The sequence below is a fragment of the Hyphomonas sp. genome, assembly GCF_046313735.1.
Classification (GTDB): Bacteria; Pseudomonadota; Alphaproteobacteria; order Caulobacterales; family Hyphomonadaceae; genus Hyphomonas.
In genome coordinates this window covers 1-13,681 of the sequence record NZ_JBKBXW010000002.1, presented here as the reverse complement: position 1 = coordinate 13,681, position 13,681 = coordinate 1, and the positions used below count along the sequence as shown (strand labels likewise).

Sequence of the window (13,681 nt, the reverse complement as noted above, 5' to 3'; positions counted from 1 at the left end):
GACCCATGCCGAGCCCCGTGATTTCCGCCACCGGCCTCTGGACCCCGCCCAATTCGATCTCGAATGAGGAACTGGTCGAGAGCTACAATGCCTGGGCGGCGATGTGGAACATTGAGAATGCGGCGGAGATACAGTCCGGCCTCCTGGAGCCGAAACAGCCCTCCTCGGTGGAGTTCATCGAGAAGGCCTCTGGCATCAAGGCGCGCTATGTGATCGACAAGGGCGGCGTGCTGGACCCCGGCATCATGGCGCCGCGCATCGATGAGCGGCCGAATGAGCAGATCTCGATCATGGCGGAGATGGGCGTTCATGCCGCGCGCGACGCGCTGAAGCGGGCGGGGCGCGAGGCAAAGGATGTCGACGCGGTGATCTGCGCGGCGTCCAACATGCAGCGCGCCTATCCGGCGATGGCGATTGAAATTCAGGATGCCCTCGGCATCGAGGGCTTTGCCTTTGACATGAATGTCGCGTGTTCGTCGGCGACCTTCGGCATACAGACGGCCGCCGATTTCATCCGGTCCGGGAATGCCCGCTCCGTCCTCGTGGTGAACCCGGAAATCTGTTCGGGCCATCTCAACTTCACCGACCGCGACAGCCATTTCATCTTCGGCGATGTGGCAACCGCCGTGCTGGTGGAGGCGGAGGAGTTTGCGCCCGCGCGGCACTGGAAAATCCTCGGCACGAAGCTGAAGACGCAGTTTTCCAACAATATCCGCAATAATTTCGGCTTCCTGAACCGGGCCGACCCGGACGGCATCGGTGCGCCGGACAAGCTGTTCGTGCAGGAAGGCCGCAAGGTGTTCAAGGAAGTGGTGCCGATGGTGGCGGAGATGATCACCGCGCACCTCGCTGAGCTCAGCCTTCAGCCTGCGGAGCTTCGGCGCATGTGGCTGCACCAGGCGAATGCCAACATGAACCGGCTGATCTCCTCCAAAGTGCTCGGCCATGAGGCGAGCGAGGCAGAAAGCCCGACCGTGCTTGATACCTATGCGAATACGTCTTCTGCGGGATCGATCATCGCATTCCATCTGCACTCGGATGATATCGCTGCTGGCCAGAAAGGGCTGATCTGTTCCTTCGGGGCGGGGTATTCGGCGGGGACGGTGGTGGTGGAGCGGGCTGGCTAGCGCGGGCTGACGCTTCACAGTTTCATGTCATCCCGGCGCAGGCCGGGAACCAGACTGCCATTGTGCGTTGCCACTTCTGGGTTCCGGCATTCGCCGGAATGACAGAGGTGGGTTTGTATGTCTACGGATGAAGGCTGGGTCCCGGGCATTGCCTGCGGCAATCCCGGGATGACGGCTGATGGGCGTCTTATGATGCGTGTCAGCTGCCGTTCCGGCAGCTGGCCTTCTCGGGGAAATCGCAGTGCGATTTCTGATCCCTCGAAGCCCCCTCCGCCCTTCGGGCACCTCCCCCGCAAGCGGGGGAGGATGGCGGCGTGGCTGGATGCAACTCTTTCCTCCCCTGCGCAGCGGGGGAGGTGGCAGCCCGCGTAGCGGGATGACGGAGGGGGCCGAGCGTTCGCTCGCTTTTGCTTGAGGGATGCGGAAAAATATGTCCAACTTGCCGCAGGAGCGTGGAAAGAGGAGCGAGGCATGCGGCAGTGGGGAGCAGCGATGTGCGGGCTGGCGGCGGGGATGCTCGCGGCCTGCGGGGCAGGCGCGGTAGGGGCGGCGCCGGAGCCGGCGGCCTATACCGGGCCGATCATTGATGTGCACCTTCATGCTGCCTCCGCGAGCGCCAATGGGCATCCGCCGACCTCGATCTGTGTCGGGATATCAGCTAACCTCAAATATGACCCGGCAGAGCCCTGGGGACAGGTGTTCGGCAGGCTGGCGGCCGAGCCGACCTGCGAGAATCCGATCTGGGGCCCGATGACCGATGAGGAGGTGATGAGCGAGACCATCGCCGTGATGCGCCGCCTGAATATTCGCGGCGTCCTGTCGGATGCGCCGGGCGCGGTGAACACCTGGCGGGAGGCGGCGCCGGAGCTGTTCATCCCGGCACGGATGTTCAACCTCGCCTATTCGCGCGAGACGCCGGAGATGCTGGGCGAGGCGTTCCGCAATGGCGAGTTTGCCGTGCTGGGCGAGGTGACGAACCAGTATGCGGGCTTCCTGGCAGATCATGAACGGTTTGATGCCTACTGGGCGCTGGCCGAGGAGCTGGACATTCCGCTCGGCATCCATATGGGCGTTGGCCCGCCGGGCACGCCGGCGCTGACGGGCGGGGCTTACCGGTTGCAATCGGCACGGCAGATCGAGGATGTGCTGGCGCGCCATCCGCGCCTGCGCGTCTACATGATGCATGCAGGTTATCCGTATGCGGCGGAAACCAAGGCGATGCTGTATGCCTATCCGCAGCTCTATGTGGATACCGGCATCCTGCAGGCTTCTGTGCCGCGCGCGGATTATCATGCCTTCTTTTCGGAGCTGGTGCAGGCGGGATTTGCCGACCGGATCATGTTCGGCTCCGACCAGATGAACTGGCCCGGCCTGATCGAGGAAGGCATCAACGCCATCAATGAGGCGCCTTACCTGACCTATGAGCAGAAGAAGGCGATCCTGCATGACAATGCGGCGCGCTTCCTGCGGCTCGAGACGGAATAATATTCAGTCTACGGATTTTCTCGGCGTGGCGAGGCCGGGGGCGGAGATGCTGCCGGCATGGGCGCGGCGGAAGGTGAACAGTTCTGCCGGGCGCCCGCCTGTGCCGGTTTCCATACTGCCCGTGCCGGCGACGAGGCCGGCCTTGTCGAGCGCGCGGCGGAAATTCTGGGTGTGCAGCGAGAGGCCGAGAATCCCTTCAACGGCGCGCTGCAGCTCTGACAGGGTGAAGCGTTCGGGCATCAGCTCGAACACGACGGGGCGGTATTTGATCTTGCTGCGCAGGCGCGAAAGGGCGGTGGCGAGGATGCGCCTGTGGTCGGACGCCATGGCCGCGCCGAGGCTGAGGGCCGGCTCGCCCTGCCCCGCATCGCGCGCATATTCGGCCACGAGGCGGGCTTCGTACAGCAGCTCATAGCGTTCCAGCACGCGTTCCTCGAACCAGCGCGCTCCCTCGAGGCCGAAGGCGGTGCGGGCGCGGTCGCGGCGGCGGTCATTGCTGCCGGCCCAGGCGAGGAGGCGCGGGCCGATTTCGCCGTCCAGCATGTCCGGCCGGCCGCTGCGATGATCTTCCCACGGAAAATACTGGTACCAGCTGCGCCAGCGCGCCTCGAAGCTTGCTTCGACAGGGCGCACTTCGGGCGTGAGCGCGAGATAGCCGACGGAGATGACGCGCGCATCCGGCGGGGCGCCGGGCACGGTGGCGCCGGGGGTTTCGCGGTCCTTGTCCCCGAAAGTGTAGAGCTGTTCGACATAGCCGATCTCGAAGCCGGTCTGCTCGCGCACCCAGCGGCGCAGGGAGAGATCGAAGGTGCGGTGGCGGGCGGGATCGAACGGGCCGAAGGGCAGCGCCTCCTCCCCGCCGGGGCGGCGGGTGACGAGGACATGCGGCTCGCCCTCGCTGATGGCGACCATCACGGCAGAAAGGCCGATCAGCAGGGCGGGCGCGGGATCGTTCATTTTGCAGCCACGCGGGTCATCGCGGCCTGGATGGCGGCAAAGCGGGCGAGGAAGTCTGCCTGCGCGGCGGCGGGGGGCTTTGCCTCCAGCGTGAAACTGATGCCGTCCGGTGGGTGGCCGAAGAAGCCATCGGCCTCGGCCGGGCTGAAGCCGGCGAGCTGGACCGCCTCGAACCAGGCGCAGACATGGTCGGCGCGCTTGATGAGTTTCTTCAGGCGCGCGGGCGTGATCGGCGGCAGGCCGAAGCGGATGTGGATGGCCTCCTGCAAGCGGGCCTCGACGCCCTTGTAGCTTTCCCCCAGCAGCGCCTTGAAGGGGGAGATCATGTCGCCGATCACATATTCCGGGCTGTCATGCAGCAGGGCTGTCAGCCAGGCTTCGGGGGCAAGGCCGGGCTCCAGCCTGCGGACGATGGCTTCGACGAGGACGGAATGTTCGGCGACGGAGAAGGCGTGCTCTCCCCTTGTCTGGCCGTTCCAGCGGGCGACACGGGCGAGGCCATGGGCGATGTCCTCGATCTCCACATCCATCGGCGAAGGATGGGCGAGATCGAGCCGGCGGCCGGACAGCATACGCTGCCAGACCCGGGGAGGCTTAACGGAACGCTTCACGAGGGGGTCTCCTGAGGGCCGACTTTAAGGCATTGGTAGCACCGGTAAAGATTCCGGGGCAGGCCGGTTACACTCTCGCCCTCAGGCTGCCCCATTCCGACAAGGCGCCGTTAAGGCCCTGCCCGGCATACAGATTGCACAAGACGCCGGGCAGACCTGGCGGGTGATGCAAGTGACAAGAAAAGACAAGGGCGAGCCGGCATGAACGATCTTATCCAGCAATTCCTGCATGGCACCGGCCTGCCGCTGACGATTCTTGCCTTTGGCGCCGTCGTCGTCGTCACCGAAGCCGCGCGCGCCAGCCGCCGCGCCCTGTGGGGCGACCTGTTCACCGAAGACTTCGAGGACTGATCGTCCCTGCCCTGCTTCTGCTGCTGCGCTGTGCGGATTACTCCGCGGGCGTGAGCACCGGCTCACCGACCAGCACGAAGGCGAACCGCTCTGGCGCGAGGTATCGCGCGGCGACGCGGTTGACGTCTTCCAGCGTGACGGCCTCGATCAGCGCATTGCGGCGGTCGAAGAAGTCGATGCCGAGATCCTCCTGGCGCACGCTCATCATCTGGCCGGCGATCTTTGCGTTGGAATCGAAGGCAAGCGGATAGGAGCCGACGAGATAGGCCTTGGCGTCGGAGAGCTCTGCTTCGGTCACGCCGCCCTCGATCAGGCCCAGCATTTCGACCTTGATGCCCTCGATGAACTCGCCCGCGCTTTCATTCTTGGTCTGGCCGCCGCCCGACCAGGAGAGGAAGGACAGGTTGGGGCTGAGGCTGGTGCTGATGCCATAGGTGAGCCCCTTCTCCACCCGCAGCGACTTCACGAGCCGGCTTTCAAAGCCGCCGCCGCCGAAGGTGTAGTTGAGGACGAAGGCCGGGAAATAGTCCGGATTGTTGCGGTCGATGCCGCCGGCCATGAAACGCACGAGGGTCTGCGGCTGGGGCAGCGGGACGATGGTGGGCTCCGGCGCCACCTCCGGCAGGGTGACCGGCGCGACGGGCGCGATTTCGGAGGTTTCCGGCAGGTTGGCGGCGACGCTGTCGATCAGCGGGGCGAGCTCTTCCGGGGTGACGGCGCCGACAGCGGTGACGATCAGCCGGTCGCGCGGCATCAGCGTCTGCATGTGGGCGCGGGCAAGCTCCGGCGTCAGGGCGGCGAGGGTTTCAGCGGTGAGTTCGCGCGCGAAGGGGTGGTCTGGATAGAGCTTGGCGGCAAAGGCGCGGCCGGCGAGGAAGTTCTGGTTGGTCTCGCGCGTGCGCAGGCTGACTTCCTGCTCGCGGCGGAAGCGCTCGAACGGGCCGGTATCGAAGCGCGGCTCGGCAAAGGCGAGGGCAACGAGATCCATCGAGGCGGCGGCGTTGTCCGACAGCATGGTGGCCGAGCAGCCGGTCCATTCGCTGCTGGCCGAGCAGCCGAAGCTCATGTTCAGCTCTTCCATCGCGGTGGTGAAGGCGAGCGAGTCGAGGTCGCCGGCGCCTTCATTCATGCTGTAGGTGACCAGCGAGGTGAGGCCGCGCAGGTCATCGGGATCGGTGATCGAGCCGCCGCGCCAGGCCATTTGCACCGACAGGATCGGGATGGAGGGCTCGTTGACGAGCCAGACCGAGACCCCGCCCGGCGTGGTGAATTGCTGGATGCGGACGAAGTTGCCTTCATAGATGTCGACCGCGAGGCCGGCTTGCTGCGGCGCCTCGGGGGCGAGGCTGGCGGCGGGCGCTGTGGTGCAGGCCGAGAGGGCGAGGAGCGCGGCTGCGGCGGCGGCGAGCGTGAGACGGAGCATCAGAAGCCTCCTTCTTCGGGCAGGAGGTGGGCGGTGATGAAGTGCCGGTCCGGGCCGAAGACGGCGCGCACGGCGGCGAGTGCGGCTTCCGGCGTCACGCGGCGGATGTCATCGGGATAGGCCTTGATTTCCTCCAGCGTCCAGCCGAGCACCTTGCCGGCGCCGAACATGTTGGCCATCGAGGCCTGGCTGTCGCGCTGGTAGATGGCGGAGGCGGCGAGCCGGTTGCGGGCGCGGGTGACTTCCGGCTCGGTAAAGCCTTCCTCGAGGATGCGTTCGATTTCGGCCATCACGGCTGCTTCCAGCTCTTCCAGCGTGACGCCGGTGACCGGGGTTCCGAAGATGACGGCGGGGCCTTCATCGTGCAGCGTGGTCCAGCTGAAGGTGGCGACATTGATGGCGAGTTTCTGCTCCTCCACGAGAGCCTGATAGAGCCGGCTGGTGAGGCCGCCGCCGAGGACCTGCAGGCCGACTTCGAGGGCGAGGGCCTTTTCATAGTTCCGGCGCTGCGAGGTGCCGAGATAGTAGCGGCTCCAGACCGGCTGGCGGACCTTGGGGTCGGAGTGGCTGAGGAAGTGGCTTTCCGTGAGCGGCTCCACCGAGCGCCAGGGGCGCTCATTGATGGCGAGGCCGGTGGGCTGGATTGGGCCATAATAGCGCTCGGCAAGCGCGCGGACCTCTTCTTCCGTGACATCGCCGGCGACGACGAGGATGGCATTTTCCGGGCTGTAATACTGGCGGTAGAATTCGAGGCCATCCTCCGGCGTGAGGGCGGCGACTTCGTCCATCAGGCCGATGACGGTGATCTCATAGGGGTGGCCGCGCCAGAGGGTGGAGAGCACCTGTTCCTGCAGCAGGGCGTTCGGATTGTTCTCGATCCGCTGGCGGCGCTCTTCCTTCACAACGTCCCGCTCGGAGATGAACGGGCCTTCGGGATCGTCATTGATGATGAGGTTGACCATGCGGTCGGCCTCAAGCTCCATCATCCGGCCGAGATGGTCGCGGTGCACGCGCTCGAAATAGGCGGTGTAGTCCCAGGAGGTGAAGGCGTTCAGCTGGCCGCCGAGGCGCTGGACGATCGAGGTGAATTCCTCCGGGCCGATATTCTCGGTTTCCTTGAACATCACATGTTCGAACAGGTGGGCGATGCCGGACTTTCCGGGCGCCTCATCGACCGCGCCGACCCTGTACCAGACCATGTGTGTGACGACCGGGGCGCGCCGGTCCGGCACGACGACGACCTGCATCCCATTGTCCAGCGTGAAGGTGGAGGGCGCGTTCGGATCGGCGGGCGCTTCGGCGGCGGCGATGGGAGAAAACATCAGCCAGCACGCCGCGAGCCCGGCAAGGATTGTCGGTTTCATGCGTCAGCTCCGGTCTTCTGAATCGCTGCAGGTCGGTGTCCCCTGCAAACTAGGGCGCAGATCAGGTTCCGGGAAGCCTAATCCGGCGTCCGCCGCTGGTTTGCTGGATGGTGACCTGCTGGTTGCCAGTGGCGTTGTCATTCAGGGCAGATTCGGCGTCTTCCGGATTGTCGGCACGCCAGAACAGGACCCGGTCGGTCACGCTGGGCGATTTGCGGATGGCGCGGGTTTCTTCAAAGTCGACCTGGGCGCGGATGGCGGGGTTGACCGCATTGGCGCCGGCGGCGGCGACAAGGGCGCGCTCAACCGGGCTCGCAGACTGGCCGATGACCGTGCCGAAGGCAGCGACGGAGCCGGTGCCTTCCACCTCGGCCGGGATAGTCGTGCCGGGGGCCGGCGGGCGCAGGCTGTAGCCCGGCGGCAGGCTGAGCGGCGGCTTGGTGACGACCCGGAACTCGTCCGGCGTGACGGCGCCCGTATTGCCGGTGGACGAGCAGGCAGCCGCCGCCATGAGCGCGGCGCCGGCGGCGAGGAGAGGCAGGGTTTTCTTCATCGGGTCAGCTCCGCAGGGGCATCGAGGGGGGTGGCAGGCCTAGCCTTGTTCCACACTGTTAGACGGTTTCCGGCGCGAAAGTAAGAACTGGTCTGCAAACAGCAGGATGGCGCCGACGGTGATCGCCGAATCGGCGACGTTGAAAATCCACGGGAACCAGCCGGCCGTCAGCTCGTTCACATCGATGAAATCGACGACGGCGCCATAGCGCACGCGGTCGATCAGGTTGCCGAAGGCGCCGCCGATGACGAGGGCGAGCGACAGTTTCAGCCATTTGCCGTCAGCACGCATCAGCCAGACGAGGAAGCCGAGCGCGATCGCCAGCATGGCGCCGGCGAGCACCCAGCGCATGATGCCTTCCGATTGCAGGAGGCCGTAGCTCATCCCCCGGTTCCACAGCATCGTCAGGTCGATGGGGCCGGGCAGGACGATCTGGCCGCAGGGGACCGTACGGTCGAGACAGGCGAGCGCGTTGAAGCGCGGCTCGGCCAGCACCATCGCCTTGGTCACCTGATCGAGCAGGAGGACAAGCGGGATCACCGCGAAGGGCCAGATTGTCTGCTGCACGAACCTCATGGGCGCCGAGATTGCAGACCGGGCGGGCCGGATCAAGCATTTGTGTGCAGGCTTGCGCTAAGCCCCTTCTCCCCGGGGAGAAGGGGTTGGGGATGAGGGGGCGCTACTCGGCTGCCGGATCGGACGGCTGAAACGGAGCGCCCCCTCACCCCGCGCTCAGGCGATTGCAGTGCAATCGCTGATCCTCGCGCCCTCTCCCCAGGGAGAGGGGAGAAGGGTGAGACCGTGACAGAGCGCGCCGCCGCCCCTACCCTGCCTTCCATGAAACAGCTTCTCATCCTCTGGCACTCGCGCACCGGGGCGGCGGAGGCGATGGCGCGGGCGGCGTTCGAGGGCGCAGCGGCGGAGGGCGAGGTGCGCCTGATCCGCGCGCGGGACGCCGGGCCGGAGGATATGGCAGCGGCGGCGGGGTATCTCTTCGCCGCGCCGGAAAACCTCGCCGCGCTGACCGGCGAGATGAAGGAATTCTTCGACAGGTGTTACTATCCCCTGCTCGGACGGATCGAGGGGCGGCCCTACGCGCTGATGATTGCCGCCGGCAGCGATGGCACCGGCGCCGCGCGGCAGGCGGCGCGGATCGCCGCGGGCTGGCGATTGAAGGAGGTGCAGCCGCCGCGGATCGTCAACCTGGGTGCTCAGACCCCGGAGGAAATCCTGGCGCCGAAGGTGGTGGAGGCGGACACGCTGGCGAAGTGCCGGGAGCTGGGCGCGGGAATGATGGCGGGGGTGGCCGCGGGGATTTGGTGAGGGGGGCGCTTCGCGACCCGTAGGTCGGATAGAGGCCGCAGGCCGAAATCCGACGCCCTGATCAATGGTGTCGGCCTATCCTGAATCCCGTTTGCCGCGCCCCCGATCCCCGTTAAACCTGCCTCCCATGCCTGCCTATCGCCGCCTCTATGTTCCCGGAGGAACCTACTTCTTCACGGTCAATCTCGCGGACCGCTCGCGCCGGCTGCTCACCGACCACGTGGAGGCTCTGCGGCAGTCATGGCGCGAGGTTGAGCAGGATCACCCCTTCTCGACGCTGGCGGCGGTCGTGCTTCCGGACCATTTGCATGTGATCTGGACGTTGCCGCAGGGTGACCCGGATTTTTCAACGCGCCTGAGGCTTCTGAAATCAGGTTTCACACGCCGCCTCCGCGCGTCCGGCGTGATCGCGCGAGATGAGAAAGTCTGGCAAAACCGGTTCTGGGAACACGCCATCCGCGACGACCGCGACCTCGAGAACCATATCAATTATGTCCACTTTAACCCGGTCAAACACGACCATGTGGCGGAAATTTCCGATTGGCTGTATTCGACCTGGAGACGGTATCATGCGCCGGACCCATAAACGCGTAGGGCGGATAGAGCGCAGCGAAATCCGCCATCGCATGCGTGGTGTTTGGGGACGTCGGATTTCGGCCTTTGGCCTCTATCCGACCTACGGGGCGCATCGAGCTTTGAGGTTCCGTAGGTCGGATAGAGCGCAGCGAAATCCGACGCCCTACATCCGCGCCGGCACGTCAATGCCCAGCAGGCCAAGCCCTGTTTCCAGCTGGTGCCTTACCGCGTCCGCCAGCGCCAGCCGGCTCGCGCGCTTGTCCGCGTCGGCTTCCGCTGCGATGGGCAGGGCGGCGTAGAAGCTGCTGAAGGCTTGCGCCAGATTATAGAGGTGTTCGCAGAGGATGTGGGGCATCCGCTTTTCGCGGGCGCCAAGGAGGGCGGCGCCGAAGCCGTCGAGTTGCAGCACCAGCGCGCGTTCGGTCTCTTCGCTGACGGCGACCTTGCCCGGCGCATGGCCCGCTTCGGCGGCCCGGCGGAGCACCGATTTCACCCGGACGGCGGCATACATCAGGTAAGGCCCGGTCTTGCCCTCGAAGCTGGTGAAGCGTTCCAGGTCGAACACATAATTGGTGGTGCGCGTGTTCATCAGGTCGGAGAAGCGCAGCGCGGCGACGGCCACTTTCTTCGCCACATCGAAGCGCTCGGCCTCGCCCATGTCTGCGGGCAGGTTCGCGGCGGAGAGTTTCTTTTCCGCCTCTTCCATCGCCATCGCCTGAAGGTCGGCGAGGCGCAGCACGCCGCCTTCGCGCGTCTTGAAGGGCTTGCCATCCGGCCCGTTGACGGTGCCGAAGCCGATATGTTCGAGGCGGTCCTCGGAGATCAGGCCCAGCATGCCGGCGGCGCGGAACACCTGTTCGAAATGCAGCGCCTGGCGCTGGTCGACCACGTAGAGCATCCGCTCCGGCGTGGGCGCGAGCGTGTCCATCCGGTCGAGGATCGTGGCGAGGTCGGTCGTGTGATAGCCGGTGCCGCCCCGGCTGTTGACCAGCATGACGGGCGGCATTTCTTTCTTGTCACCCTCGCGCGCGACGCGGACGATCCACGCCCCGTCGCTCGCCTCGGCAAGGCCGGCAGCCTTGTAGCGCTCGACGAGGCCGGGGATCAGCCCGTCCACATCGCTTTCGCCCTTCCACAGGTCGAAGGAGACGTTGAGGAAGCCGTAATCTGATTTGAGCGCCTCGACTGACACGTCGATGAAATGGCGCAGCAGCGCGCGGTAGCCCGGCCGGCCGGCCTGGAGCTCGGCGACGGCCAGCTGGCTGCGCTCATTGCGGGCCTCGTCGGCCTTCGCCCTGGCCGAGGCCTGCGGATAGAGGCGGCCGAGGTCATCTATCGTCACAGGCGGCTCAGCCGGGTATGGGCCGGTATAGTCCGCATCGAAATAGATGAGGCCAGGCTGTTCATCCTGCAGCTCGGTGACGAGGTGGCCCATCTGCAGGCCCCAGTCGCCGAGATGCACGTCCGAGATCACCGTATCGCCCAGGAAGCGCAGGAGCCTTTGAAGCGTGTCGCCGATCACGGCGGAGCGCAGATGGCCGACATGCATGGGCTTGGCGACATTCGCGCCGCCAAAGTCGATCACCGTGACAGCCGCATCAGCGGCCTTTTCGGCGCCCGCCATCGCATCGCCGCGCACGCCTTCGGCCCGGGCCGAGAGGGCCGCATCGGAGACGCGCAGGTTGATGAAGCCGGGCCCGGCGACTTCGGCGGACGAGACGCTGGGATGGCCTTTCAGCTTTGCGGCAATCTCGCCGGCGATCTCGCGCGGGTTGCGGCCCGCCGCCTTCGCCGCCGCCATCGCGCCATTGCACTGGAAATCCGCGAGCTCCGGCTTGTCGCTGCGGCGTACCTCGCCAAACCGCGCCGCCAGCCCCATGGCCTCGAACGCGGCGCCCGCAGCCGCCGACAGCTCCCCCGCCAGGCTGGTCATGGGCCCCTACTCCACCGGGCCCGCATCGAGGCGGAACCGCTTGCCGGCGCGGTTGAATTCCAGCTGTTCGGGCGTCAGCTCGAAGCCCACGAGGATTTCGAAGTTGACGCCGGAGATGGAACCATCGGCGCGCGGAATCTCGATCCGGTTGACGAGCTCTGTCTTGCCGGAAACCTGCCCGCTGCGGAACTCGCCCTGCGTGGCGAAGGTCTCGCGCGCCAGGACCTTGCCGTTGCGGCGGGTGACGGCGACGAAATACGGATAGGTATGGGTGACGGCGGTGCCCCGCGGGCCGCGGCCGAAGGCAAAGTCGATCTCGATCTCGGCAGCCAGCGGGATATCGTCGGTATAGCGGCAGAAGAGGCGCACATCGGTGATCTCGGCGGTGTATTCGATGTCCGAGAACAGCTCGCCCGCGCCGGGCGCGAATTTCACATACCGCGACACATCATGGATCGACCCGGCAACGGGGCACGGGCCGGCATTCGGCGTCGTGTCAAACTGCTGGGCGAGGCGGCTGGAGCGGCAGCCGGAAACAGACACAGCCGCCAGGAGGGCGGCGGCGAGGATCAAGGCAGTCTTGCGCATGCGGCGGTATATCCGTCTTGGCCCGTGAAAAAGGCCTGTCCATCTGATAGCCTGCCCGTGTTAAAGGCGTTACGGCGCCCGCGCAACGCATCAGGCGCAGGAGAAGACCGCCCCATGACCGCCAGACCCGCCCTCACCCTGCGCCTTGCCGCCCCGCGCGGCTTCTGTGCCGGGGTCGACCGTGCCATCCAGATCGTGGAGGAGGCCCTGAAGAAATGGGGCGCCCCGGTCTATGTGCGCCACGAGATCGTCCACAACCGGCATGTGGTGGAGCGGCTGGAGGCGCTCGGCGCGGTGTTCGTGGAGGAACTGGACGAATGCCCGGATGACCGGCCTGTCATCTTTTCCGCGCATGGAGTGCCCAAATCCGTGCCGGCCGAGGCGCGCGCCCGCAACATGATCTATGTGGACGCGACCTGCCCGCTGGTCTCCAAGGTGCATGTCGAGGCTGCCCGCCACCACGACCAGGCGCGCGAGATCCTGCTCATCGGCCATGCCGGCCACCCCGAAGTGATCGGCACGATGGGCCAGTTGCCGGAAGGCGCCGTCACGCTGATCGAGACGGTGGAGGACGCGCGCGCCTACCAGCCGCGCGACCCCGGCAATCTCGCCTTCCTCACCCAGACGACCCTCTCCGTGGACGACACCGCCGAAATCGTCGGCGCGCTGCAGGCCCGCTTCCCCGGCATCGCCGTGCCGCACAAGGAAGACATCTGCTACGCCACCACCAACCGGCAGGACGCCGTGAAGGTGCTCGCCCCCGGCGCCGGGCTCGTGCTGGTCATCGGTGCACGGACGAGTTCAAACTCCGTCCGCCTCGTCGAAGTGGCGCTGCGCGCCGGCGCGGCAAGGGCCGAACTCATCGCCTCGGCAGAGGACATCGACTGGGCGTGGTTCGAAGGCGTTTCCGTGCTCGGCCTGACAGCGGGGGCGAGCGCGCCGGAAGACCTGGTGCAGGGCGTGATCGATGCGTGCCGGGAGCGGTTCGACGTGACAATGGACACGGTGAAGACGGCGGATGAGACGGTGACGTTCAAACTGCCGCGGGTGTTGGTGGGGTGATCCGTGTAGGGTGGGTTGAGCGAAGCGATATCCACCGAGGTAGAGCGCTGGTGACGTTTGGACCCGTCGTACTTCACCGCCTGTGCTTGCCGATTCAGAAACTATCTTGAAAGGCGCCGATCTTCGCGAGCCTTGGTTCAAAGATGTCTCGCAGACCACCCATTTCTTCCACCAGCCAAGCATGCTGACGCGGCCAATCACCGGCATCTGAACCTCCCCGGGTTTACCGGAGGCTCCTTTTCTTGAGAGATTGGAGCCATGACAGAGCAGAGAAGACAGGGGCGGTATTCGCCTGAGGTGCGTGAGCGCGCCGTAAGAATGGTTGAGC

The 13,681-nt window shown here is 66.0% G+C and carries 14 protein-coding genes; 6 read left to right on the top strand and 8 right to left on the bottom strand.

Features of this window, described 5'->3' with window-relative positions; genetic code table 11:
* Positions 1 to 5 precede the first annotated feature (5 nt).
* Together ACK4SV_RS01175 and ACK4SV_RS01170 are read left to right on the top strand one after the other, a co-directional pair.
* Positions 6 to 1,127, top strand: coding sequence for a beta-ketoacyl-ACP synthase III (locus ACK4SV_RS01175; protein WP_409915953.1), 1,122 nt, complete (start codon positions 6 to 8; stop codon positions 1,125 to 1,127).
* A gap of 471 nt (positions 1,128 to 1,598) precedes the next feature.
* Positions 1,599 to 2,612, top strand: a complete 1,014-nt coding sequence (locus ACK4SV_RS01170) for an amidohydrolase family protein (RefSeq protein WP_409915952.1) — start codon at positions 1,599 to 1,601, stop codon at positions 2,610 to 2,612.
* 3 nt (positions 2,613 to 2,615) lie between these two features.
* Here the strand turns inward: ACK4SV_RS01170 and ACK4SV_RS01165 are convergent, their stop codons facing one another.
* Positions 2,616 to 3,569, bottom strand: a complete 954-nt coding sequence (locus ACK4SV_RS01165) for an NUDIX hydrolase (protein ID WP_409915951.1) — start codon at positions 3,567 to 3,569, stop codon at positions 2,616 to 2,618.
* A complete protein-coding gene (locus ACK4SV_RS01160; RefSeq protein WP_409915950.1) occupies positions 3,566 to 4,180 on the bottom strand; it encodes an HD family hydrolase in 615 nt (204 codons plus the stop codon). The genes ACK4SV_RS01165 and ACK4SV_RS01160 overlap by 4 nt, the downstream gene beginning before the upstream one ends.
* Positions 4,181 to 4,381: 201 nt before the next feature.
* Between ACK4SV_RS01160 and ACK4SV_RS01155 the strand changes: the two genes are divergently transcribed.
* Complete coding sequence (locus tag ACK4SV_RS01155) at positions 4,382 to 4,531, top strand: hypothetical protein (protein WP_409915949.1); 150 nt, start codon at positions 4,382 to 4,384, stop codon at positions 4,529 to 4,531.
* 37 nt (positions 4,532 to 4,568) lie between these two features.
* Here the strand turns inward: ACK4SV_RS01155 and ACK4SV_RS01150 are convergent, their stop codons facing one another.
* The 4 genes from ACK4SV_RS01150 to lspA form a co-directional block, all read right to left on the bottom strand.
* Positions 4,569 to 5,954, bottom strand: coding sequence for a M16 family metallopeptidase (locus ACK4SV_RS01150; protein WP_409915948.1), 1,386 nt, complete (start codon positions 5,952 to 5,954; stop codon positions 4,569 to 4,571).
* Positions 5,954 to 7,318 carry a M16 family metallopeptidase gene (locus ACK4SV_RS01145; protein ID WP_409915947.1) on the bottom strand — a complete coding sequence of 455 codons (1,365 nt, stop codon included), beginning with the start codon at positions 7,316 to 7,318 and terminating at the stop codon, positions 5,954 to 5,956. Before ACK4SV_RS01145 ends, ACK4SV_RS01150 begins: the two co-directional genes overlap by 1 nt.
* A 61-nt stretch (positions 7,319 to 7,379) precedes the next feature.
* The gene (locus ACK4SV_RS01140) at positions 7,380 to 7,871 is read right to left on the bottom strand and encodes a DUF3035 domain-containing protein (RefSeq protein ID WP_409915946.1); all 492 of its coding nucleotides are present in this window, start codon (positions 7,869 to 7,871) and stop codon (positions 7,380 to 7,382) included.
* 39 nt (positions 7,872 to 7,910) lie between these two features.
* Positions 7,911 to 8,447 (bottom strand): signal peptidase II, encoded by a 537-nt coding sequence (gene lspA, locus ACK4SV_RS01135; RefSeq protein ID WP_409915945.1) that lies wholly within the window; start codon positions 8,445 to 8,447, stop codon positions 7,911 to 7,913.
* A 261-nt stretch (positions 8,448 to 8,708) separates the two neighbouring features.
* On the opposite strand from lspA, the gene ACK4SV_RS01130 reads away from it, so the two are divergent.
* Both ACK4SV_RS01130 and ACK4SV_RS01125 read left to right on the top strand, forming a co-directional pair.
* Entirely contained in the window at positions 8,709 to 9,194 is a 486-nt protein-coding gene (locus tag ACK4SV_RS01130) for an NAD(P)H-dependent oxidoreductase (RefSeq protein WP_409916153.1), read from the top strand.
* Between the two features lie 127 nt (positions 9,195 to 9,321).
* The gene (locus ACK4SV_RS01125; protein ID WP_409915944.1) at positions 9,322 to 9,780 is read left to right on the top strand and encodes an REP-associated tyrosine transposase; all 459 of its coding nucleotides are present in this window, start codon (positions 9,322 to 9,324) and stop codon (positions 9,778 to 9,780) included.
* 153 nt (positions 9,781 to 9,933) lie between these two features.
* Here ACK4SV_RS01125 and argS read toward each other — a convergent pair whose 3' ends face one another.
* Both argS and ACK4SV_RS01115 read right to left on the bottom strand, forming a co-directional pair.
* Complete coding sequence (gene argS / locus ACK4SV_RS01120; protein WP_409915943.1) at positions 9,934 to 11,703, bottom strand: arginine--tRNA ligase; 1,770 nt, start codon at positions 11,701 to 11,703, stop codon at positions 9,934 to 9,936.
* 6 nt (positions 11,704 to 11,709) lie between these two features.
* A complete protein-coding gene (locus ACK4SV_RS01115) occupies positions 11,710 to 12,291 on the bottom strand; it encodes a hypothetical protein (RefSeq protein WP_409915942.1) in 582 nt (193 codons plus the stop codon).
* Positions 12,292 to 12,405: 114 nt separating this feature from the next.
* Between ACK4SV_RS01115 and ispH the strand changes: the two genes are divergently transcribed.
* Positions 12,406 to 13,353, top strand: coding sequence for a 4-hydroxy-3-methylbut-2-enyl diphosphate reductase (ispH, locus tag ACK4SV_RS01110; protein WP_409915941.1), 948 nt, complete (start codon positions 12,406 to 12,408; stop codon positions 13,351 to 13,353).
* Positions 13,354 to 13,681 lie beyond the last annotated feature (328 nt).